Here is a 24551-nt window from a genome sequence, read left to right on the forward strand (position 1 = left end):
AAAGGTAGGGATACAGAATGTCAAGCCAGAGTGCAAATGTTGTCTGGCACAACAATGAGACTACGCAAGCGGACAGACAGCAGTTGACAGGACAGGCAGGACTGGTAGTATGGCTGACTGGACTGTCAGGTGCGGGAAAGTCTACCATATCCGGCAGCCTGGAAAAAAAGCTAATTGACAGTAATCGGCTAGTGTATGTTCTGGACGGGGATAACCTAAGACATGGTCTAAATCAAAATCTGGGATTCACCTCAGCGGACCGTAATGAAAACGTACGAAGAATTATCGAAGTAGCGGATTTGTTCAGAGATGCGGGACTCATTACGATTGTATCCTGTATCTCGCCATACGCTGCAATGAGAGAAGCCGCCCGGCAGCGGATTGGGGATGCACATTACATCGAAGTATATGTAAAGGCAGATCTGGATACATGCATACAAAGAGATCCAAAGAAATTATATGAAAAAGCCCTTAAAGGCATAATCAGCCATTTTACAGGCATCTCTGATCCTTATGAGGTGCCGGAGCGGCCGGATATGATTCTGGACACTAATCTCCTGTCCGTCGAGGAATCCAGCGATGCTCTTTTTAAGTATATTATGCTTTGGCAGGAAACAAGGACAACGGATGAATAAAATACGAAATACGGCCGCAGCGCTTGTTTTACTCTTCCTGTGCTGCTTATGTGCGGCTCCGGCATTCGCCGGTCCGGGAACCCATTTGAAGGAGCAGGAGATAGAAGCTTATATACGGGGCTTAATGAAAGAGGGAAGAATCCCCGGCCTTGCAGTTGCAATAATAAGCGGAAATGAACTCGTGTTCAATAAAGGGTTCGGATACGCTGATCTGGCAACTCAAGAGCCTGTTACGGATGCCACATTATTTGAACTCGGTTCAACAAGCAAAGCGTTCACAGCACTTGGAATCCTGAAGCTTGAGCAGGAAAGGAGAGTTCACCTGGATGCCCCGGTATCGGCTTACCTGCCCTGGTTCGAAATGAGCTATGAAGGCGCCCGTAAAGAAATTACACTGCGTCAACTATTGCATCATACCAGCGGCATTCCATCCCGGACCATTGATGATATTCCCATCTCAAACAGCCCGAACGCACTGGAGGAGACGGTACGGACCCTTGCCGGACAGAAGCTTGATTCTGATCCGGGAGAGCGGTATCAATACGCTACGCTAAACTATGACATTCTAGGATTAATCATAGCGAACGTATCAGGCGTATCCTATGAAGAATACATGACTGTAAATGTACTTAAGCCGCTTGGATTAGAGAACACATTCGCAGGCCGGACGGAAGGTCTGAATTCTCTTGCAACAGGCTATAAGTTCCAGTTCCTGCGGGCCGCTGCCTATGATGCACCGACTTACCGGGGGAATACGCCGGCGGGCTATTATATTTCCAATCTGAAAGACATCGCCAAATGGCTGGAAATACAGCTTGGAGCCGAAGCAGACTCTGATTTCAGCCCGCTGGTCCAGGCTTCCCATCTTCCAGACCGGACAGTAGCCCCTAACGCCAGAGGCTCTTCTTATGCCTTCGGCTGGAACAGCTATCAAAAAGGAGCAGGGGAGCTGTCACATGGGGGATCTAATCCTAACTTCTCATCATTTTTTGTTATCCGTCCGCAGGAGCATCAGGGGGTAGCCGTTCTTGCCAACATGAACTCCGCCTATACGGAAGAGATTGGCCAAGGCATTATGAGCTTGCTGGCTGGTGAAGAGCTTCCGGGGGAATCCCGGGATTCGTACATGAGCTTAGACTATTTTGCAAGTGCAATGATAGTGATGATGCTGAGCTTCAGCATATTGACGGTATATTTCATTGCCGCTCTTCTTATAAAAGCGAAGCAGGAGCAGCAGCGGCCCGATGTTAAAGGTGTATGGGTCAAGGTACTGGTCTTATGTCTCATAACGGCAATTCTGAGCTATTGTCTTTCCATCTTGCCTAAGGTGATGTACTCCGGCCTCTCTTGGGGCTTTGTCATGGTGTGGGCCCCCCGGAGTTTTCCTTACGCGGCCGCTGCTCTCCTATCAGCCGTCTTAATCTTTGGGATCTATTGCATTTTGTACGGAATGTTCGGACGGAATACACGCAATTCGATCTTTGTAGTCTCCATCCTAAGTGTTGTCAGCGGGTTGGGCAATGCCCTGATCATCTTCATCATTAATGCGGCTTTAAGCCGGGAGGACGGCTTTCAGGGCGGATTACTACTCTACTTTGTGGCAGGTATCGTTATTTATGTTTGCGGCCAGCGGCTGGTCAGATCCAAGGTTATCTTTATGGCCAACGACATTGTTTACACCAAACGGATTGAATTGATTGACAAGGTAATGAATTCCAATTATGCCAAGTTCGAAGCCATGGAAGACGGGAAAATCCAATCGGCACTGGTGAACGATACAGAGACCATTAGCGGGTTCAGCAACGTACTCATTGCCGGAATTACCAGCTTTGTCACACTGCTCTGCTGCTTTATTTACTTGGGCATTATCAATTTCTATGGCTTACTGGTCTCGATAGGCGTCATTCTATTAGCTGCAGGCTCCTATTTTCTCGCTGGTAAAATGGCTGGAAGATTGTGGGAGCAGACACGTGATATGCAGAATGTTTTTTTCAAGTTCATTCACGATCTGATCAATGGGTACAAGGAGCTGTATATCAGCAAGGACAAGCGGCAGGAGTTCAGCAGGGACGTCAGGGAGAGCTGCGAAGCGTACAGGAACAAGCGCATTCAGGGGGATATCAATTTTGCGAATGTGTTTGTTATTGGAGAGCTACTGTTCACCTTCGTCATTGGAGTGGTCGCCTTTGTATTCCCACTGTTGTTCGATGAGATTCAGAGCAGCACCTTGAAGAGCTATGTGTTTGTATTTCTGTATATGACAGGACCTGTTAACGGGTTATTAAATGCGATTCCCAATATAGTCAAGGTACGGATCAGCTGGAAGCGAATCAATCAGCTGTCGAAGGAATTGGAGGCGTTCCGGGAAGAAGCGCCCCCACTGCTCACAGAGGACATCCATTCACGCTGCGGGCAGACCGAGATTGTTATGCACAAGGTGGAATTCAAGTACAGCCAGGCAGACGGCCGGGAGTTTGCCGTGGGACCCGTCAGCTTCAGGTGCACTTCAGGCGAAATTATATTCATAGTCGGAGGCAACGGAAGCGGTAAATCCACCTTGGCTAAGCTAATGACTGGACTGTACCAGCCCTTAAGCGGCGAGATTCATGTGAACGGCAAACGGACTCACCCGAGAGAGCTTAGCGAGTATTATTCCACGGTGTTCAGTGACTATTATTTGTTTGACAAGCTGTACGGAATTGATACACAAGCCCATTCGGAGCAAATCAGCCTTCACTTGCATGAACTTCAGCTCAACGGAAAGGTAGAGATGAATCATGGGGCATTTTCCAGTCTCAAGTTATCCAGCGGTCAGAAAAAGCGGCTGGCTCTGCTGATCAGCTATATTGAGGACCGGCCGATTTGTTTGTTTGATGAATGGGCAGCAGAGCAGGACCCCGAATTCAAGGAATATTTTTATACTATCCTGCTTCCGCGGTTGAAGCTGCAGGGGAAATGCGTCATCGTCATTACACATGATGACCGTTATTTTCATATAGCTGACCGGGTGCTGCGGATGGAGTCAGGACAGCTGACACAGGTTCAGGCATCAGCCGGTATCAGGATGCAAAGTGAGGTGAACGGGATTGCATGAGGGACAGATTCCATATACAAACAGTTTATGTTTCGCTTTTCCCGGAGTAGGCTCGCAATACAGCGGCATGTGCAAGGAACTGTATGACGAGTATGACATTGTTAGAGAAACGTTCGAAGAAGCCAGTGACGTGCTCCATATGGATATGCGGCGGCTCTGCTTCGACCGGGAAGAAGAAGAGACACTTAATAAGCTGGAGTACAGCAAGCTTGCATTAGTATGCTCAAGTATAGCCTGTCACCGGGTATTTACCAAGGAAACGGGTCTGCAGCCTGCTGCAGCTATGGGATACAGCTTGGGTGAATACACAGCATTATGCAGCGCAGGAGTTATATCCTTCAAGGATACGCTGGAGATGGTAAGAGCGCGGGCGCTGATTATCAATGAGGCTGCCGCTGCAACACAAGGAACTATGGCCTGGGTAGTCAATCTGGATTCCTCAAGAGTAGAGGAGATCTGCAGTGAAGCCCGCAATGAAGGCATAGAGGTATATGTCTCGGCGGTAGATGCTCCGGCTAAAGCCTCCATTTCCGGTGCACTGGCTTCTATAGAGCAAGTGGCCTCTAGACTGGAGGATGACGGGGGAATGGTTATTCCCATTCCGATGAGCGGACCTTTTCATAGTATGTTCATGAAGCAGGCCGCTGACCGGCTCCGGAAAGTGCTTGACCACTACAGCTTCTCGCCCCCTCGTTGGGAGGTTGTGGCTAACTGGAATGCAATGCCTTACCCGGAGCAGGCTGGCTTGATCAAGGACAATTTATCCCTGCAGCTGATTCAGCCTGTGCGCTGGCGGAATTCCATTGAATACCTGCTTACCGCAGGCATTGACTCCATAGTGGAGCTTGGGCCTAAGACCGTGCTCTGCTACTTAACGGCTATCAATACAGAGAAGCTCAATCGTTATTCCGTGGACAAACCGGCTGATGTTCCTGCAGTTCGACAAGCGCTGCTCCTGGAGCCTGACGATTATCTGAGAGTGCTGCGGAATAGTCTCGCTGCTGTTGCCGCAACCAAGAATTACAATGCGGATATGAAGAGCTATGACTCTGCCGTAGCTGAACCGTATCAGCAAATGAAAGACTTGTATCAGAGCTGTATTCTGCACCAGAGAGGGCCTACCGAACTGCAGCTCCAGAATGTTCTGCATGCGCTCCATCTGATTCTAAGTGCCAAGGGTCTTTCGGGGGATGAGCGGACCCGAAGAATGAGGAAGGTACTCTGCTACAAAAGCTTAATCAACTAATTATCGCAGGGAGTGCTGTAAGAATGAACATTACTAGCGTGGGGGTTATCGGAGGAGGAGTCATGGGCAGAAGCATCGCTGTTGATCTGCTGTTCCATGGATTTCAGGTTGTACTCGTGGATGTATCCGAGGATATTCTTGAGGCTGCCCTTCAGGAGATCATACGTAATATACGTTTCTCTCCTTTGGTAAATACTGCTCTTCCTTTGATGGAACCGGAGGAAGCAGAACTGAATTTGAAGCTTACCACTGACCTATCCGAGGTTCACCAGTGCGATTTCATCATTGAGAATGTGACAGAGGATTGGACCATCAAGGAGGGGATCTATAGGAAGCTGGATCAGATTTGCCGGCCTGAGGTGTGTTTTGGAGTCAATACTTCTTGTATTTCCATTACAAAGGTAGGGAGCGTGACTGGACGCAGCGGACAGGTTATCGGCATGCACTTCATGAATCCTGCTGTGCTTAAGCCGTCTATTGAAGTCATTAAAGGCTATCATACCAGTGAAGCCACGATACAGCTCGTGAATCAATTTCTGGGGAGGATGGAGAAAGAAGCGATCCTGGTAGAGGATTTGCCAGGATTCGTCTCCAACCGGGTCTCTCATTTGTTTATGAATGAGGCAGCTTTTGTCGTAATGGATCAAGTGGCTTCACCGGAAGCGGTAGACCGGATATTCAAGCAGTGCTATGGACATAAGATGGGTCCCCTGGAAACGGCTGATTTAATTGGAATCGATACCGTCGTTAGATCTCTCGATGTGCTATATGAGAGCTATCAGGATTCCAAGTTTCGCTGCTGTCCGATGCTGCGGAAGATGGCAGATGCAGGACATTTAGGTAAAAAGTCCGGCCAAGGCTTTTATGTGTACGGCTAATTCATGCAGAAGAGGAGAAATACATTATGAATTATGAAATAACCAGTTATGAGCAGACAATCAGCAGCTTCATTCTGAAGCATATCAATCAATCGGATCTGGATTATGATCTGCGCATCTTTGAAGAGGGGCTTGTAAGCTCACTCTTTGCTATTGAATTAATGACCTTTCTCGAAAAAAGCTTCAAGATCAAAATTAGAATTGCGGATCTGGATATGGAACATTTTCAATCCGTCCGCTCTATCGCTGCCTTTGTGAACAACAAGCAGGCGGAAGTAAATCATGCATAGCTCCCTGACAGAGATTCAACTGGAGCGGTATAAGGAATTTCAGGAGTTCGCCAAAGGCCAGGTCGAGCCTTATGCCAACCAATGGGACATCGATGAGGCCTTATCCCCGGACATTATTGCGGAATGTGCAGCCAGAGGCTATTTGGGAGGCATGATTCCACAGCAATACGGCGGGCAGGAATGGGACACAGTAACCTACGGACTGCTCAATGAGGCAGTAGGAAGAAGCAGTGCATCACTCACGGCTTTATTTAATGTACACACTATGGTTGCGCAGACACTGCTTAAATGGGGTACGGAGCAGCAGAAGGAGAGATGGATGGCCAGTCTGGCAAAGGGCTCTGTCCTGGGTGCTTTTGCCTTGACTGAACCCGGCGCAGGGAGTGATATTCAGGGAATCACTACGGAATATCGCTCCGAAGGGGACGAATTGATTCTTAACGGAACGAAGCGCTGGATTACCTGCGGAGGCTTGGCTGATATATTCATCGTGTTCGGCAAATTGAACGGCAAGCCGACGGCTTGTATCGTGGAGCGCACTCAGCCGGGGGTTACGGTTATTCCCGTGAACCATATGCTTGGCTTCAAGGCAGGCCATCTGGCAGTGCTTGAATTTAACAATTGCATTGTACCAAGAGACCATATGATCGGCCATGAAGGTATTGCTTTTAATTATGTGGCTCCCTATGCGCTGGAATTCGGCAGAATCAGCGTGGCCTGGGCAGCTGTAGGTTTACTTAGGGGATGTCTTGAGAACAGTGGTGCCCATGCACTCCGAAGAAGAACCTTTGACCGCTTTCTGGCCGAGCACAGCACGATCAGCAAATATATTACCGACATGGGAGTAGAGCTTGAAGCTGCTAAGCTGCTGTGTCTGGATGCATGCCGGTCGAAGGATGAAGGGCTGCCTGAAGCTACAGAAAAGATTATGGCGGCCAAATATTACGCTTCAGCCGCTTCAGCCAGACACTCTCCCCATGCGGTTCAGATCATGGGGGCACTGGGATGCAATGAACATTTTTCTGTATCCAGATACTACCGCGACTCCAAGACCTTTGAAATTATCGAAGGCAGCAATGAAATCAGCCAGATGATTCTGGGAAAAAGCTATGCCCGTAAAGCTAAAAAGCTCAAACGGCTTACAGAATAGAATTAGATACCGGAGGTTAATTATGTCCACAGAACAATGCCAGACCCGCTATGCGAGAGGCATTTTAAATGAAACCTATAACAGCAGAGACAGTCTCAGCCGCTACATGCATGTCTCCGACCCGGACCAGGCTAAATTTGTAATTTACGGAACGAACACACATGCCAGATACTATGCCGCCTTATCCAATAAAATGCTGTATCCCCGCATTGAGCTTTTTGTGAGTGAAGAGGAAGGTGCAGAGGAGGAGGGGAGAAAGCTGCGCGGCTTTGACGTGATCTCTGCTTCCCGCTTCCCAGGGATCATCGAACAGTATGGAGTGCATTTGAAAGTCATTATCTTCTCTGACCAATACCCTGAGGCTGTTAAGCATCTGCAGGAAATGGGACTGGACCCGCTGAGCCAGCTATTTGACGGAAGGTATATTTTTGATCTGAAGGAACTGGATACCGGTTATGTCCCTGAACGCGATAATGTCCATAAGGTGATCTTTACGGTGGAGTCGTTCCGCTCGAATAAGGGCGGGCTCTATATCTACGATACTGCTGCCTCATCTTACAGTCAGCAGCTTAGCGGTGACTTCCGCACTCTTCTCAGATATAAGGACGGCTATGTTGCCATGGAGGATGACCGCGGCCTTTTGTACCTTAATTCTGATTTTGAAGTTGAGCGAACGGTAGAAATGCTGGATGCTGATCTCCATGGGATGGATATATGTAATGTAGGCGGATCAGACTACGCTTTCATTATCGAGACGGCATGGGACCGTATTGCGGTATATGATCTGGAGACCGGAAAGCGGGTAGAGCAGATCGAAGTCGGGAAAAGCATTGTGAACGGTACGCCAGGAATGCTGCATATTAGCGATATTCTGATTCAGGGCGACCGGATTCTAATCGCGATGGCTTCCCGGAACGGGATGTTTACAAGAGGTGCTTTCAAGGACGACGGCGCTATTATGGGAATGGATATGCACAGCTTCATTGTGGATGAGGTTTATGCCGAACAGCTGAATACCCCGCACTCCTTACTAAAAATTAATAACGATATTCTATTCTGTGATTCGGCAAAAGGAACCGTCTACTGCAATAAACAAGTACTGACAACGTTCAACGGATTTGTCCGCGGCCTGCATTTCAATGGATACGGCTTATATGTCGGCCAGAATGTTCCGCGGCATTTGCCGTATCTGCTGCAAATTTCGCCTAATTATTCTAATGATACCGGAATCCACACCTTCGTGCCTTCCCGGCGGGTGTCCGGCTTTCAGAAGCTCCCGTTCTCTGGTCAAGTCTATAGCATTCTGACTGAGTAATAGTGAGCAGACAGGACAGCCTCACAAATATTCGTGTAACAACTCACAAAGGGGATACAAGATGAGACTGGAATTTCAGGAGATTCCGCCGCTTATGGCTATCGGTTTTATAGGCGGTCAGGATTATCGGATTTTAAAGATCAGCGGGGATGAGATTACCTTAGAAAGTGACGAACAGCTTGCGGAGGTGGATGGGCTTGAGGTCTCTCTCTTTAATCTGACCCGGAGCGAATATCAGACCTTCCGCTTCACGGATTGTGAGCTTGTCCAGTTTCAGAAGCGGGAATTCTCCTGCACCTACACGCTTAAGGTAGATCTAAGCCAGCAGGAAGATTTCCCTTTCTATTCAGGCATCCTGCGCCAACTGGCGGAATTTCCGCAGGCAGCCTCCGGGCCGGTTCAAAGCAGATTGGGATCACTTGACTTTTTAAGCAATACACAGCTCTATGACTATGAACAGGATTCGGATTTCCATGACAGCTATGAGGATCAAATCGCCGAATGGTTCGGTCCGGCCAGCAGAATGAGAATGGCTTCCGGCAGGTCTCCGCAGGTGAAATATCAGCTGGCTCTGGCGGTCAATACCACCAGGCTATATAAGCAAGTGTCCCGGTACGGCTATAGAGCGTTAATGCAAATCGAGTTGGAACGGCTTAGCCTGGACCGGCATTGGCTTCTATCGCAGCCGCTGACAAGGGTCTATATCGGCAATGATTACTGTCCTCATCTCTGTCCTGACGAAGAGATGCTTACTGCTTTGCTGGCAGAAGCCCAAGAAGCAGAATTGGACGTTACGATTGTGCTTCCCTCCTTGACTGAGGCTCAATTAGAGCCTGTAAAGCGTTTGCTGGACAGCTTGAACGAATGGTGTTTATCCGCTCGAAAGACTGTTGAAGTCACCGTTAATGACTGGAGTCTCTTTATCCTGCTTGAACCCTATAGACAGACTATAATTCCGGTTCTGGGCAAGCTGCTCAACAAAATCAAAAAAGATCCGAGAACACCGCTCATGTTCGGCTACGAACGCCATAAGGACAAACTGCAGGAAAACAATGTGAATGCACCGCATTATTTGACCTTTCTAAACAGATGGGGGGTCAACCGCTTCGAATTTGAAGCGCATGGAACCGGTAACCGCATTCCAGAAGGAGCGCACAGCCTTCATTTCCCGTATTACCAGATCAATACCTCTGCCTTTTGTCCGCTTTATGCCGAGTGTGTTCATTTCAATATTTATAAGCAGAAGCTGGTGGAGCATTGTCCGCAATTTTGCGGAGAACTATGCAAGCTGTATCCGAAGCAGGCGAATATGATCGGACGGGGCAACAGCGTGTTCGGGTTCGATGGGACATTGCTGACGGAGCCGGATGTCCTGGGTCAATATGTAGCCAGCGGAATTGACAGACTAGTATTTTCAGTGGAATAGGAAGGAGGGACAAGCTTGAAGATAGTAGCCCCGTTATCCAATGCTGATAGCTATGAAGCGCTGGCGCAGGCAGGTGCGGATGAATTTTTTTGCGGCATAGTCCCCTATGAATGGTTGAAGCAGTACAGTAATGTCCTGCCGCTGAACCGTAGAGAGACACTGATCGTGTCCTATAACATCGGGACGTACAGCTCCATGCGGATTATTGGAAAGATGGTTCAGCGATACCGGGTTCCCGTCAAAATCACGTTTAACTCACATTATTATTTGCAGGAGCATTATCCGCTGATTCTCGATATTATTAAGCGCCTGATGGATATGGGCTTCAGTACCTTTATCATTGGAGATCCTGCGCTTGTGCTGTATTTGCGGGAGAAGGAAATCAAGTGCGAATTTCATATCAGCAGCGAGCTTGAAGTAATCAACCACGTCAGCATGAAATTTTTCAACCAATTCGATATCAGCCGGTTTATATTCCCGAGAAAAACGACGGTGGACAATATGAAGAGCTGCATTGATAACAGCTCCATTCAAGGGATGGAGTATGAAGCATTTATCATGAATGCTTTTTGTCTTTACTCCGGGTCATTTTGCAACAGTGTACACAGTGATGAATTCGTCTCAAGCTGCAATATCCCGAGCCGGATTGCACGGTGTAATGACAGCCAGCAGCGGTTTGCCAAGGTTGAGCGCTTTTATAATCTGAAAAACCGGGTGAAAAATCTTCCGCCTGAGCATCCGGTCACAGCGTGCAGTGAGGAGCAAACGATTAAAGACAGCTTCGGCAAGGACGGCTGCGGTGTGTGCAAGGTCCAGGAGCTGCGGCAGATTGGGATTACCCATCTGAAGGTGGTAGGCCGGGGCTATTCGGTTAAATATTTGGCCAATGACATTGCTAATCTCAAACAAATTATTGAAATGTCCGGACATTCCGTAAATAATTCTGATTTTAGCCAAACCATCAAAGACAGCTTTATCGCCAAACGTTGTCCGGACGTCTGCTACTATCCATAGGAATGGAGGGAGAGGATGATGATCGAACGCCCTGAAGAAGCGCTGACTGTTCAAGAATTGTTTCGTAGGCAAGCAGCAAGGACACCGGACCGGCCAGCTGTTCAGCTGGGTGAAGAATCGATGACATACAGACAGCTTGACGAGAAATCTGAGGCTCTGGCTACTATCTTAAGAGGAAAAGGGACGGGAAGTAATACAATTGTAGGCATCTTGTGTGACCGGTCGTTTGAGATGCTGATTGGAATATATGGCATTCTGAAGGCGGGTGGCGCCTACCTGCCGTTACCGCCCGCCCTCCCCGAGGCCAGAATCCGTTTTATGCTCCAGGAGAGCGGGGCGATCCTTCTGCTGGCCCAGAAGCAATATATTCAGCCGCATCTCTATGGAGGAGAGCAGCTTAGCCTGGATGATCCAGAGCTATATCTTGACTCCGGGGATACGGGAATCCACGAATACCATTCCTCCGATCTGGCCTATGTCATGTATACCTCGGGTTCAACCGGAACGCCCAAAGGGGTGATGATTGAACATGGTTCGCTGCTCAACCGCCTGATGTGGATGCAGGCCGCTTATCCCATAGGTAAGAATGACACCATACTCCATAAGACTCCCTTCGGGTTCGATGTGTCCGTCTGGGAACTTCTCTGGTGGGGAATTTCCGGCGCAACCGTTTGCCTGCTGGAGCCGGGCTACGAGAAGTTTCCGCAGACCATAGTTGCGGCGGTTAGCAGGTACAATATTACCGTCATACACTTCGTCCCCTCTATGCTGAACGTATTTCTGAAATACGTGGCCGGAGCCGGGGAATTAGACCAGTTGGCAGCGCTGCGGCTGGTATTTGCCAGCGGAGAAGCCCTTACTCCGTCCAGTGTTCAACTATTTAATAACCTTCTGAATCAGCGTAACCATACAAGGCTGATCAACCTATACGGGCCAACTGAGGCCACCATCGATGTAACCTATTATGAATGCCCGGAAAAAGGGCCTATTCATCAGGTACCGATCGGCAAGCCGATTGCCTGTACAGACATTCTGATTGTCCAGGAAGGACAGCGGCAGCCGGACGGATGTCCGGGAGAAATCTGTATTACAGGCGACAGCTTGGCAAGGGGCTACATCAATCAGCCGGAGTTAACAGCCGGGGCTTTTGTCCAAGGGCCCGCGGGCCGGATGTACAGAACAGGGGATCTGGGACGCCTGCTGCCGGATGGCAATATTGAATATTTAGGACGGCTGGATCATCAGGTGAAGATCAACGGACAACGGATTGAGCTTGGAGAGATTGAGGCTGTTATCCACCGGTGTCATCCGGGCGTGGAGTGCGCAGTACTCCTTAGACCGGTCTCTGAAGTCGCGGCAGATATTGTCGCTTGCGTTGTCTCGTCACAAGAGCTGTCACTGGCAGAAATAAGAGCTGCACTGAAGCCATATTTACCGGATTATATGCTGCCGGGCAAGCTGCTCCTGCTGGAGAGGATGCCCTTAACCGCCAACGGCAAATTGGACCGGGCCAAATTGAAGGAAATTACGAGTTACAGAACAGCTTAATGGGAGAGTAACTATGAAGAAGCTCCGAAGAGACAATGTTGAAGATATTGTGCCGCTGACTCCGATGCAGAAGGGAATGCTGATTCATCATTTGAAACAACCTGCAAGCTATATTTACTTTGAGCAGATGTGCCTGGAGGTAACAGGAGATCTGCGTATCCATTTGTTCGAACAAGCCTGGCAGAAGGTGGCTGCAATAAATGAAATGCTGCGGACGACATTCCGCTGGGAGCTGATCGAGAATCCGGTGCAGATTATTTTGAAGGAAGCTCCCCCGGTCATAGAATATGTTGATCTGGCGCAGGACGGTGAAGCCCCCTTACATGCAGTGGAGAAGCTGTTATCCGAGGACCGCCTCAGAAGGGTGGAGCTGACGGACGTTCCCTTTCGGATTCTAGTATGCAAGACACAGGAGCAGCGGTATCTCGTCATTCTCAACAATCATCATATTCTCTATGACGGGTGGAGTACAGGGATTCTGCTGAAGGAATTTTTCGAGATCTATAATGAGCTCTACCATGGCAGGACACCCGGTTCACCGTGGAAAAATAAGTATAAGGCGTTCGTAAGCAGCCTGAATAAACGAAATATACAGGCAGAGCATGACTACTGGCGGACATATCTGCAAGGATTCCGCAGGGAGATGAAGGCTGCGGAACAGCTTCCGCAACCAAAGCCAGAATCGGAAAAAACAATTAAAAATGTTCTTATTCCGGCTTCAACCTTTGACTTGGAAGAGATTAGAGCATTCCTTAAAAAACATCAAATTACCCTCGCAGTCTTGATGTACACAGCCTGGGGTATCCTGCTGCATAAATACTATGCCGGGCAGGATATTGTATTTGGTACCACCGTGTCAGGCAGAAAGCCGCACGTGCAGCAAGTAGAGGACATGGTTGGCCTGTTCATTAATACCCTGCCGCTGCGGATGAATACTGCACCCAACCTGAAGGTGATTGATCTGCTGAAGCAAGTCATGCAGATGCTGCAGGAGCGGGAAGAGTTCGAGTATGTATCTCTGGCAGATCTTAAGAAGTACGCCGGAAGCGGAAGTAACCTCTTTGATACGATGGTTGTTCTTGAGAATTATCCGGTCGATAATGCTGCGATTTGCGGTAATGATGCGCTCCGGGTAACCTCCTACTCCATGCTTATCCAGGCAGAATATGATCTGGTGTTCAATATTTCGGTGCTGGACGGAATCGAGCTTACTCTAAGTTATAACAGCAATAGATACACGCAGACGGAGATAGAGAACATGGGAGTACATTTGAATAGGGTGCTGCAGCATATTATGTCCGCATCCACTGAGAATGAGTTGAAGCTGAGTCAGATTGAGCTGATGGAAGCCGGAGAAATGGACAGCCTTATAACTGCCCTGAACCGTGATCGTCTACAGTTGCAGGTTGAGTTCGATATTTAGGCTGAGCCTAGTGTTCCGCCAAAGGAGAAGTGAACCCATGGAGTACTACAGCGTTCCCGCTGATTTCAAAATGGAAACGATTGACCGGTACGCGCAAATGAATGAAGAGTATACACATGCGAAGGTGCTGGAGACATACGGAAATATTACGGTCAACAATGAGCTGGCTTCAGGAAGGGCCGTTAATCAGCTGCCCCGGATTGACCTGCTGGATTTACGCAGATATATCGAATATTCCAAGGCTAGGGATATCGATTTTAATTATACGATTAACGCCATTTATTTGAATAATAAGGAATTTACAAGAGAAGGCGTACAGGAAATCCGGAGCTTCCTGGCTGATCTGTATCAGGCAGGGGTTCGCTCGATTACGGCAGCCTTACCTTCGCTGGTAGAAATTATAAAGTCATCGGGATATGATTTCGCAGTAAAATCTTCTACATTATGTCAAATTACGAATGCAAATAAAGCAAGCTTTTACCGGGACATGGGTGTTGACAGGATTGTTGTGGACGAATCGATTAACCGCAATTTCGGTACCCTGCGGGAGATCGTCAAGGCCTTCGGAGATAAGGTTGAGATCATTATCAATCCCATCTGTCTGAAGGACTGTGTCTACCGGATGTTTCACTATAACCAGATTGGCGGAGATTCCACCGGGTCGGCCAGTGAGATCAGTGTGAACTATTATGAACACCGCTGTGTACTTCAGAGGTACAGGGACATTGGGAATCTGCTGAAGATTGCCTGGGTAAGGCCTGAGGATATTCCTTATTACACTTCAGCCGGTATCCGTTATTTCAAGCTACAGGGCCGGCACCTGGTGATGAAGGGCGACCCTGTAAGAACCTTGAAATGCTATTTTGACCGAAGCCATGATGGAGATTTAATGGATATTATCAACATGTTCCATTCGGTTAACCATTTCAAAATTTTGCTGGACAATAAAAAATTAGAAGGCTTCATCAAACCTTTCTACGAGAAGGAACATTTTTGCCAGAAGGGCTGTGATTCCTGCAATTACTGTACCAGCTACTCTAAAAGGATCATCGACTATGATAAGGCTACGGAAGTCGTTCAAATGGCACGGACCTTCTATCATGAATATGACAAATTCAACGGAATGATAGAATCGTGCAGCTCAGAGGAAGAGGAGACGAAACGCACCGTAGAGGTTGATTTTGACCTCTAGGGCAAAAGGAGAGTAAGAAGATGACTATTAACCGCTTGGCTTCCATTGAAGTGTTTGATGAGGCCAGACAATACTGGCATACGAAGCTGGCCGGATGCTGCCCTGAAGCTGAGTTGTTTCCGGCAGCAGTACCTATTACCGGAGAGACAGCCTCCGGGGAGTGCAATGAAATCGTACAACTGAACGAGGAGTTATGTGAAAAACTGAACAAAATGAGCAAAGGCAATGACTTGTCGCTTTATGTGTTATTGCTGGCTGCTTTCAAAGCGCTGCTTGTGCGCTACATGGGTAGCGAAGATATTCTAGTCGTGTCACCTGCTTTAAAAGACAGCGCCCAACATTACAACAAGGCAGTTCTGCTGCATGACCGGCTTAGTCCCGAAGCTACCTTCAGAAGTGTTCTGATGCAGGTAAGGCAAACTGTAATCGACGGTTATGCAAATCAGTTCTATCCTGTAAGCAAGCTGTTGGAGGAGCTGAAGCTGGACAGTAATGAGCATGTATACCAGTATGGATTCAGGTATGAAGCCCTTCATTTGCCGAACTCGGATGAGTTCCAGCAATGCTCATTGAGAACCACGCTTCGGAAGAGCGGGAACAGAATAGAATACACGCTCGCCTATAATCCGGCGGAGGTGGATGCCTCCCAGATCAGCAGAATGTTCATTGCTTATCCATCTGTTCTGAGTCAGGTGTTGCTGAACACCGAGCTGCCGGTTAATGACATAACTGTTATGGATGCCGAAGAACAAGAACAGCTGCTGTTTGCTTTTCAAGGCCAGACTGTACCCGCTCCTGAAAGGGCGACGATAACGGCTCTGTTTGAGCAGCAGGCCAGGAGAACTCCGGGTCACACCGCAGTCCGCATACAGGGAATGCAGCAATACGGTTCCTCCTATGAAGAATTGACCTATGCAGAACTGGACCGGCAGGCTAACCAGCTGGCATCCCTCCTGCTTAAGCGGGGAGTGAACCGCAGCAGTATTGTGGGAGTCATCCTCTCTCCCTCCCGCTGGCTGGCGGTCTCATTGCTCGCCATCGGAAAGGCCGGCGCTGCCTACTTGCCCATTGATCCCGGGTATCCAAGGGAACGAATTCTATACATGATTGAAGACAGCGGGGTCAGGCTTGTTCTGGGTGATGAATCGGCAGGGGATATGCCGCGAGTAGAGGGCTTGGCCCAGGTTGAATATCTGTTTCTTCATGAACTTCCGCCTCTGACTGACGAACCGCACATGGAGGAGCATAGAGACGGCACGACGGAGCCTGGCCCTGCAGACTTGGCTTATGTCATTTATACATCGGGAACCACAGGAAATCCAAAGGGAACAATGATTGAGCACCGAAATGTGGCGAATATGCTGCTGTTCCGCAGAGAAGCTTATCAGTTAGGTCCTCAGGATGTTACCCTGCAATTATTCTCCTGCGCCTTTGACGGATTTGTTGCCAGCTTCTTTACGCCTCTGATCTCCGGGGCCAGTGTGATTATTCTGGGCGGAGACGGGAACCGGGATATGAACCGTATCCGGGATGCCATTGTAACGGGCGGAGTAACTCATTTCATCTGTGTGCCTATGCTGCTTGAGTCCATGCTTGAGCACATCAGGCAGGAAGATTTAGCCACCGTAAAGACCATTGTACTGGCTGGTGACAAAGTGTCCTCCGCGCTGGTCTGCCAAGCTAAAGATCTCGGAAACGGGGTAGAACTGGCAATAGAATACGGAGTAACTGAATGTTCCGTATTATCCGCAGTGCACCGGAATCAACAGATGGAGGAGACCGTACGAATCGGCAGACCCATCGATAATACCTCCATTCTGATTCTGGACAAGCAGGGAAATCTTCAGCCGATAGGCAGGTATGGCGAGCTATGCGTGATAGGAGCAGGCGTCTCCTCCCGGGGATATCTCGGCAAGGAGGAGCTGACCCGTGAGAAATTCCGCGGGCAGGCCTATCTTCCTGGCGGAGGTACCCTCTATAAGACAGGTGACTTAGGCCGGTGGCTGCCGGACGGAACCATTGAGCTGGCGGGCCGGCTTGATCATCAGGTTAAAATTAGAGGCTACCGCATTGAGACGGCTGAAGTTGAACAGGCGATGCTGCGGCATGCCGAAATGAAGCAAGCTATTGTCCTGAGCGCAGCGGGCGGAAAGGATGACCGGGAACAAGCCTTGCGCGCATATTATGTGCTGCAGAACCCCGGAACTATGGTTACGGATTCAGAGCTCAGAGCATTTTTGCGCGGCTCCTTGCCGGAATATATGATACCGGCTTCCTTTTATAAGCTGGAGGAAATAGCGCTGACCCCCAACGGCAAGGTGGATACATCAGCATTTTTGCATACAGAGCGTATTGCGGCTGAGCAGCTTCCTCCCCAGGGAGAGGCAGAGCAAGCCCTTGCAGTCATTTGGGCGGATATTCTGGAAATTCCTTTGCAGCAGATTAGCCGGGATTCCAGCTTTTTCGAGCTGGGAGGCCATTCCCTAAAGCTCACAGCACTGGCTGCAAAAGTATACAAGCAAATGCATGTGAAGCTATCCATTAATGAGCTTTTTGAAAAGCTGACCATTCGTGAACAGGCGGATTCTATTACAAGCGCTTTGAAGATAAATTATGCCGCCATTGAAAAGGTACAAGAACAGAGCTACTACCCTCTGTCCTCAGCCCAGGCCAGATTATATTTTTTGCAGCAGCTGCAGCCTGACAGTACCGTATACAATTTAAGCGCTGTGCTGGCGATGGAAGGAGAAGTGGATACGGAGCAACTGGAAGAGGTATTCCGGCAGTTAATCCGGCGTCATGAAGCATTCCGGACCTCCTTTCATCTTGTGGACGGCGAGTACGTTCAGCGTATCCATGCAGAGGTTCCATTTTCACTGATGCTGCTGTCCGGCAGCAGGGATGAAGAGCGTCCCGAAGCGATCATTTCAGATTTCATGCAGCCCTTTAATCTTGAAGAAGCTCCCCTCCTGAGAGCAGGGCTTATCCGGCAGACCGGGAACAGGATGCTGCTTGCCGTTAACCTGCACCACATCATTGCAGATGGAGTGTCTCTTCAAATCCTGATCGAAGAATTCATGGCTTTATATTCCGGCACTGATCTTCCTGAGCTCAGCGTGAGCTATAAGGATTATGTGAATTGGCTGGACCAGAACAAGGGAGGGCTTGAAAAGGACAGAGCGTATTGGACCCATCTGTTTCAAGGAGAAGTCCCTGTGCTGGAGCTGCCGCTGGATTACCCGAGACCGGCAGTCAGCCTATTCGCAGGCAGTACATTAACCTTCACTATTCCGGCTGAGGTTACAGCTTCGCTGAAAGAACTGGCAATCACAGAAAAGGTCTCCACATTCATGATTCTGCTGTCAGTGTATTTCGTGCTGCTTAACAGACTTACAGGCCAGAAGAATCTGATTGTCGGCAGCCCGATTGCAGGGCGCAGGCACGATGATCTGGCGGGTGTGATCGGGATGTTTGTTAATACCTTGGCGCTCAAAGGGGAAGTATCACCTGATAGTACTTTTAAAGAGCTTCTCCGCCAAGTAAAAGAAACGACCTTGAAGGCTTATGAGCATCAGGATTATCCGTATCAGGAGCTGATCGAGCAAGTGAGTGCGGCACGAGCCTTAAACCGTAATCCACTGTTCGATACGATGTTTATGCTTCAAAATACAGATATTCCGGAGCTTATGCTTCCTAACCTGACTATCGCTCCCAATAGCTATCAAAGGGATACCTCGAAGTTCGATTTGACGTTGCAATGTACGGAAGTAAACGGGACCTTATGCTTTGAATTTGAATACGCCACCGCCTTGTTCAAGGCCTCCACAGTGGAAAGGTTCGCAGATTATTATCAGCGTCTGCTTGCAGATGCGCTGATACGCCCCGGCTGTTCAGTCAGTGAGCTTAAGCTGATGACTGCCGAGGAGACGGAACGTATACTGGTCCATTTCAATGATACTGCCGAAGACTATCCCCGGAACAGCAGTATTGTCAGGCTGATAGAAGCCCAGTCTGCCCTTACTCCTGATGCTGTTGCAGTCTATTGCGGTGACAGCAGCATTACGTACAAGGAGTTAAATGAACGCTCCAACCGGCTGGCCCGGCTCCTTCAGCAGAAGGGAGCCACCGGACAGGTCGTAGCCTTACTGGCGGAACGCTCTATAGGAGCTGTGGCGGCCATCCTGGCGACGCTGAAGGCGGGAGCGGCGTATGTTCCGGTAGACCCGCAATATCCGTCCGGCAGACAACAATTTATTATGCGGGACAGCGGAGCAGTATTGCTGCTTGCTCAAGAAGCCTCCTTATGGAATAAGGAGGCGCACATGCTAACCTTTTCCGAAGAAGCGATTGTCATGATTGATGATGAAGAGCTGATTTCAGCCTTCGACTATGCAGATCTGGAAGTAGCTGCCGGTATGGAGGATACCGCTTATATTATTTACACTTCCGGGTCAACCGGACAACCCAAAGGCGTTGAAGTCAGCCACAGAGGATTGACGAACTATGCCTGCTGGGCTTCCAGACACTATGTCAGAGGTGAACAGCTGCATTTTGCCTTATTCACTTCCCTCTCCTTTGATCTAACCGTCACCTCGTTGTTTGTACCGTTGATTAGCGGCAATGCAATTATCGTATTTCATGGCAAGAATGAACAACTGCTTGAAGAAGTAATCAGCTGCGATAAGGTAGGCGCTGTGAAGCTGACTCCATCTCATTTAAAGCTGCTGGGCGGGAGAAAGGTCAGTGGGTCAACGGTCAAGAGGTTCATTGTCGGCGGGGAGAGCCTTTCAACCGCATTGGCTAATGAGGTATGGCAGGCTTTTGAAGGCCGGGCGGAAATCTTCAACGAGTATGGTCCCACAGAAGCGACCGTTGGCTGCATGCACTATTTATTTGACCCGGACAGGCTGACAGGGGCGTCCGTACCGATAGGAAGGCCCGCAGGGAACACAGGCATATACCTGCTGGATCAGCGCCTGCAGCCCGTTCCGGAAGGGGTCACTGGAGAAATATTCATTGCGGGAGACGGCTTGGCTAAAGGATACACTGGAAATCCAAAGCTTACCGGCGAGAGGTTTGTAGACAATCCTTTTGCAGCCGGAACGAAAATGTATAAGACAGGGGACACCGCCAGGATGGCAGATGGTGAAATGATCTATCTGGGGCGGGAGGATCAGCAGCTCAAAATCAGGGGATATCGGATCGAACCAGGTGAAGTGGAGGGAGTTCTCTCTTCCTTTCCTGCAGTACAAGAGACCGTGGTCGATGTAATGGATCTAGAGAATAGTGATGGCAGCAAGCAATTAATCGCCTATGCCGTGTCTTCCCGCACACTCGAGCCTGGTGAACTTCGGCGTTACGCTGCTGAACATCTGCCGGAATACATGGTTCCAGCCTATATCCTGCAGGTTGACAGCATTCCGCTTACGGTCAACGGCAAGCTGGATAAGGAGCGGCTGCCCCGCCCCGATCGGGATTTACTTCAGCTGAAATCGGAATATAGCCCGCCGGCCTCCGGAATTGAGGAGCGGATTGCAGCAATCTGGAAGGAGATTCTGCAACTGGACCGTGTCGGCGCCAATGACCCCTTTTTTGAACTCGGCGGAAATTCTATGCTTCTTCTTAAAATGAACAGCCGCTTGGAGCAGGAGTTCCAGCGGAGTATTCCGGTAGCGGATGTATTCGCTCATCCCACCATCAGCCATTTGGCGGGGTATGTAAGCCATACTGCTTCTTCTCTGGAGGAATGCGACTCTGACATTGAAGCAGGCATTGAATTAATGCAGGCTACCATCTACAGCCTGACCGGTGATCATAATGACTAACCTTCCACCATCTAGTGCATATACAGGTCTGGAGGTTGCGGTAATCGGCATGGCAGGAAGGTTTCCGGGAGCGGCAGATGTAGAGGAATACTGGAATAATCTTGTAAATGGTGTGGAGTCCATCTCTTACTTTGAAGCAGAGGAGCTGCGGCAGGCTGGCTGGGATGAAGAAACGCTCGGCAGCCCCGGATACGTTCCGGCAAGAGGTGTAGTGAGCGGAGTGGAATACTTTGATTCCAATTTTTTCGGATACAGTCCGCTCGAGGCTGACATGATGGACCCGCAGATTCGATTTCTCCATGAATGTGCTTGGCATGCACTGGAGGATGCAGGATATAATCCGCATACGTACCCTGGGAACATCGGAATTTGTGTCGGCGCTTCCCCCAATTTCAATTGGGAGGCTCATGCTTATATGGACGAGCGTTTTGATCACTCGCTGTATCCTTATATCCATGTTCATTTCCTGGCAACGCTTTTGGCCTACAAGCTGGACTTGAAAGGGCCGGCCTACGTGGTCAATACGGCCTGTTCCACTTCTCTGACCGCAATTCATCAAGCCTGTAGAGCCATCCTTACAGGTGAATCCAGGATAATGCTGGCCGGAGGTGTGTCTATCACAGCCCCGATCAAGCAAGGCTATACCTTCAGTGAGGGAATGATTATGGCTCCGGACGGGCATTGCCGCCCTTTTGATGATATGGCGCAAGGAACTGTAGGCGGCTGCGGTGCGGGAATTGTGGTGCTCAAGCGCTTAAAGGATGCCTTGGCAGACGGTGATAATATTCAAGCCGTAATTAAGGGCAGTGCCATGAACAATGACGGGAGCAGAAAGGTGGGCTACACCGCTCCAAGTGTAGAGGCTCAGGCCCTTGCAGTCAGACAGGCCTTGAAGATTGCTCGGGTTATGCCGGAGAGTCTTAGTTATGTGGAGGCACACGGCACAGGCACTGTACTTGGAGATCCCACAGAAATTCAGGCCTTGACGCAGGCTTTCGGTTCAACGTCAAGACAGTTCTGCGGGATCGGCTCCGTGAAGAGCAATATCGGACATTTGGATGCTGCCTCTGGCATTGCAGGTTTTATTAAAACCGTCCTGATCTTGAAGCACCGCCGGATTCCGCCGACGCTTCATTTCGAATGCCCGAATCAGCATATTGATTTTGTTAACAGCCCCTTCTATGTCGCAGATGAATGCATGAAGCTGGAACGCGGACCGCAGCCTTTGCGTGCAGGTGTAAATGCATTGGGAATTGGAGGAACGAACGTGCATATCATCCTGGAGCAAGCCCCCTGTAAAGAGCAGCCTACCGGGACGGGCCAAGGCCCGTATATCCTGCCGCTCTCGGCATTAACCGGGAAGATGCTCTCAAAAATGGCCGACCGGCTTGAGGCTTATCTGGACGGCCACGCAAATATATCTCTGCTTGCAGCAGCACATACTTTGCAGACGGGCAGGAAGCATTTAGTCCACCGGTGCATTCTGATATGCGAGAGAACAGAGGAGGGAATCCCGCTCAGTGTCCGGCGGTTGTATCCCTCAGATCTGGAAGAGTGCTTAATACCCAGCGTCCCCTTCCTTCATGAATTAGTTAACCCGTGGCTACAGGGCAGGGAGGTGAACTGGGGGCTTCTATACATGGATATCTCCCCACCCCGGATGTCCCTGCCTGGTTATTCCTTTGAGCGGGAGCCTTACAATACCAAGGTAGTTCTTCTTAAAGACCGAATCAGATCCGGGGAAGACTATAATCCATTACCTGCTGCTAAGGAGACTACCGGGCTGTCCTTGGCTTCGGACTACCAACGCTCTTCGTTAAGTGCACCCTATGAGCCGCCGGTCACTCCGTTCCAGCAGTTGTCCGCTGAGGTGCTTACGGAGCTTACCGGAATCGGTTGTATTGGAATTCATGATAACTTCTATGAATTATCCATGGATTCGATAAAAGCGATCCGCTTAGCCTCCAGGCTGCACAAATCCGGCTTCAAGGTGGGGGTACAGCAAGTCATGAACTTTCCCACCATTGCTGCTCTGGAAGAACAAACCGTCCGCAGCGCCAGAGAGGGCTTGAAGGCCCGGGAACAAAGAATATCGGCCGAATTCGTTGCGGAACAGAGCCGTCGCTTAAGCAGCGGGGTGATTAACGGCGTTAAGGAGCGGTATCCGGAGGCGGAAGCGGTATATCCTCTTTCACCGATGCAGCATTTAATTCTTGCACAGAACATTGCCGCTTATAAAAAAGGCAATGATGTGTTTGCGCTCGTCTTCAAGATAACTGGGGGAATGGATGCCCCAATGTTCCTCAGGGCTTGGGAGGAGATGGTTAAACGTCATCCGATATTAAGAACTGCTTTCGTCTGGCGGAAGGTACCAGAACCGCTGCAGGTTGTCTACAGGCAAGCTATCCCGGAGATCAGAGAATTGGACTGGTCCTGTTTAACTCCCGGGGAACAGCAGCTTGCTGTACAGGCTTATATAGCAGAGGAACGGGGCAGGGGCTTCAAGGTAACAGAGGCCCCCTTAATGCGGGGGTGCCTGGCCAGAACGGATCAGTTAAGCCACTATTTCATCTGGACCTTTCAGCACTCGCTCATTGACGGCTGGAGCATGCATTTAATTATTAATGAGCTGCTGATTGCATACAAGGCTCTTGTGAATCACAGCGAGCCCGCTCTGGAAGAGAGCAAATCATTTCATAGCTATATTGAATGGCTCCAACAGCAGGATCTGGAGCCGGCAAGACAATTCTGGCAGCAGGAATTTGCCGGATACGTGCCTGCAAGACCGCAAAGGGAAGACAAGAAGCGAACGGAAGGTTCTGATTTCAATATCGTAACACAGGAACTGGTACTGCCTGAATCCTTCATGGAGGCTGCTGCTGCTTTCTCCAAAAACCATGGCCTGACGTTAAATACCTTAGTCCAGACAGCATGGGGCGTCCTGATTAGTCATACAACCGGCAGCAGCGACGTCATTATGGGGGTGGAAACCTCCGGCAGATCTGAAGGGCTGGATGGAATTGAAGGTATGGCAGGGCTGTTCATTACGGTGGTTCCTGTAAGAATTACAATCCCCGGGACAACAGGCTGTACCGGATGGATGAAGCAGCTTCAGACCCGTCAGCTAGCAATGCGTTCTTACGAGTATGCGACTACCCAACAAATCTCCAAATGGTCCGGTGTTGCAATGGATCTGCTTCAGCAGGCGATCTATGAAAGGACCTTAGTCTTTCAGAATATTCCTATGGAGCTGGAGGAAAAGGAATACGAGGGCATAACCATGAGCATTGAGGGCCGTGTCTCGCAAATTAATATTCCTCTCAGATTATATGTAACACCGGCGAGTACACTAACTCTGCTAATCTGCTATAACGAGAGCCAATATGAATACAGCGCTGTAAATGAGCTATTAAAGCAGATAGCCCAGCTTCTTCAAAGCATCATCCGTAGCAATGACCTTAATTTCGGTGAATTACTGAAGACACTTAACTAAAATTCCTCCCGGAGGTGCAACA

The 24551-nt window shown here is 49.4% G+C and carries 14 protein-coding genes; all 14 read left to right on the forward strand.

The genetic code is table 11. The features are described 5' to 3' along the window. The first annotated feature begins 17 nt into the window (after positions 1–17). The 14 genes from cysC to MKY12_RS14980 all read left to right on the forward strand — a co-directional run bounded on the left by cysC (position 18) and on the right by MKY12_RS14980 (position 24529). Positions 18–635 carry an adenylyl-sulfate kinase gene (gene cysC / locus MKY12_RS14915; protein WP_339256946.1) on the forward strand — a complete coding sequence of 206 codons (618 nt, stop codon included), beginning with the start codon at positions 18–20 and terminating at the stop codon, positions 633–635. Continuing rightward, positions 628–3729 carry a cyclic peptide export ABC transporter gene (locus tag MKY12_RS14920; protein ID WP_339256948.1) on the forward strand — a complete coding sequence of 1034 codons (3102 nt, stop codon included), beginning with the start codon at positions 628–630 and terminating at the stop codon, positions 3727–3729. Before cysC ends, MKY12_RS14920 begins: the two co-directional genes overlap by 8 nt. Further along, a complete protein-coding gene (locus MKY12_RS14925) occupies positions 3722–4975 on the forward strand; it encodes an ACP S-malonyltransferase (protein ID WP_339256950.1) in 1254 nt (417 codons plus the stop codon). The genes MKY12_RS14920 and MKY12_RS14925 overlap by 8 nt, the downstream gene beginning before the upstream one ends. Before the next feature lie 23 nt (positions 4976–4998). Next, on the forward strand, positions 4999–5853 hold the full coding sequence (locus MKY12_RS14930) for a 3-hydroxyacyl-CoA dehydrogenase family protein (RefSeq protein WP_339256952.1): 855 nt from the start codon (positions 4999–5001) through the stop codon (positions 5851–5853). A gap of 26 nt (positions 5854–5879) precedes the next feature. Then, the gene (locus MKY12_RS14935) at positions 5880–6143 is read left to right on the forward strand and encodes a phosphopantetheine-binding protein (RefSeq protein ID WP_339256954.1); all 264 of its coding nucleotides are present in this window, start codon (positions 5880–5882) and stop codon (positions 6141–6143) included. Then, the gene (locus MKY12_RS14940) at positions 6136–7293 is read left to right on the forward strand and encodes an acyl-CoA dehydrogenase family protein (protein ID WP_339256956.1); all 1158 of its coding nucleotides are present in this window, start codon (positions 6136–6138) and stop codon (positions 7291–7293) included. The genes MKY12_RS14935 and MKY12_RS14940 overlap by 8 nt, the downstream gene beginning before the upstream one ends. A 22-nt stretch (positions 7294–7315) precedes the next feature. After that, the gene (locus MKY12_RS14945; RefSeq protein ID WP_339256958.1) at positions 7316–8608 is read left to right on the forward strand and encodes a hypothetical protein; all 1293 of its coding nucleotides are present in this window, start codon (positions 7316–7318) and stop codon (positions 8606–8608) included. Between the two features lie 61 nt (positions 8609–8669). Next, positions 8670–10034, forward strand: a complete 1365-nt coding sequence (locus MKY12_RS14950) for a hypothetical protein (protein ID WP_339256960.1) — start codon at positions 8670–8672, stop codon at positions 10032–10034. A 15-nt stretch (positions 10035–10049) separates the two neighbouring features. Further along, positions 10050–11048 (forward strand): U32 family peptidase, encoded by a 999-nt coding sequence (locus MKY12_RS14955; RefSeq protein ID WP_339256962.1) that lies wholly within the window; start codon positions 10050–10052, stop codon positions 11046–11048. A gap of 15 nt (positions 11049–11063) precedes the next feature. Next, positions 11064–12596: an amino acid adenylation domain-containing protein gene (locus MKY12_RS14960; protein ID WP_339256964.1), complete on the forward strand. Its 1533-nt coding sequence runs from the start codon at positions 11064–11066 to the stop codon at positions 12594–12596. A 13-nt stretch (positions 12597–12609) separates the two neighbouring features. After that, positions 12610–14019, forward strand: coding sequence for a condensation domain-containing protein (locus MKY12_RS14965; protein WP_339314367.1), 1410 nt, complete (start codon positions 12610–12612; stop codon positions 14017–14019). A 37-nt stretch (positions 14020–14056) separates the two neighbouring features. Beyond that, entirely contained in the window at positions 14057–15211 is a 1155-nt protein-coding gene (locus MKY12_RS14970) for a U32 family peptidase (RefSeq protein ID WP_339256967.1), read from the forward strand. Positions 15212–15231: 20 nt separating this feature from the next. After that, on the forward strand, positions 15232–21036 hold the full coding sequence (locus MKY12_RS14975; RefSeq protein ID WP_339314369.1) for an amino acid adenylation domain-containing protein: 5805 nt from the start codon (positions 15232–15234) through the stop codon (positions 21034–21036). Beyond that, positions 21029–24529, forward strand: a complete 3501-nt coding sequence (locus MKY12_RS14980) for a condensation domain-containing protein (RefSeq protein ID WP_339314371.1) — start codon at positions 21029–21031, stop codon at positions 24527–24529. Before MKY12_RS14975 ends, MKY12_RS14980 begins: the two co-directional genes overlap by 8 nt. Positions 24530–24551 lie beyond the last annotated feature (22 nt).

The organism is Paenibacillus sp. FSL M7-0896 (assembly GCF_037975415.1).
GTDB lineage: Bacteria > Bacillota > Bacilli > Paenibacillales > Paenibacillaceae > Paenibacillus_AQ > Paenibacillus_AQ silagei.

Bases quoted from the DNA above. Each gene is read 5' to 3' on its own strand.
- cysC (WP_339256946.1), top strand. From the start codon at position 18: ATGTCAAGCCAGAGTGCAAATGTTGTCTGGCACAACAATGAGACTACG.
- MKY12_RS14920 (WP_339256948.1), top strand. From the start codon at position 628: ATGAATAAAATACGAAATACGGCCGCAGCGCTTGTTTTACTCTTCCTG.
- MKY12_RS14930 (WP_339256952.1), top strand. From the start codon at position 4,999: ATGAACATTACTAGCGTGGGGGTTATCGGAGGAGGAGTCATGGGCAGA.
- MKY12_RS14935 (WP_339256954.1), top strand. From the start codon at position 5,880: ATGAATTATGAAATAACCAGTTATGAGCAGACAATCAGCAGCTTCATT.
- MKY12_RS14940 (WP_339256956.1), top strand. From the start codon at position 6,136: ATGCATAGCTCCCTGACAGAGATTCAACTGGAGCGGTATAAGGAATTT.
- MKY12_RS14945 (WP_339256958.1), top strand. From the start codon at position 7,316: ATGTCCACAGAACAATGCCAGACCCGCTATGCGAGAGGCATTTTAAAT.
- MKY12_RS14950 (WP_339256960.1), top strand. From the start codon at position 8,670: ATGAGACTGGAATTTCAGGAGATTCCGCCGCTTATGGCTATCGGTTTT.
- MKY12_RS14960 (WP_339256964.1), top strand. From the start codon at position 11,064: ATGATGATCGAACGCCCTGAAGAAGCGCTGACTGTTCAAGAATTGTTT.
- MKY12_RS14965 (WP_339314367.1), top strand. From the start codon at position 12,610: ATGAAGAAGCTCCGAAGAGACAATGTTGAAGATATTGTGCCGCTGACT.
- MKY12_RS14970 (WP_339256967.1), top strand. From the start codon at position 14,057: ATGGAGTACTACAGCGTTCCCGCTGATTTCAAAATGGAAACGATTGAC.
- MKY12_RS14975 (WP_339314369.1), top strand. From the start codon at position 15,232: ATGACTATTAACCGCTTGGCTTCCATTGAAGTGTTTGATGAGGCCAGA.
- MKY12_RS14980 (WP_339314371.1), top strand. From the start codon at position 21,029: ATGACTAACCTTCCACCATCTAGTGCATATACAGGTCTGGAGGTTGCG.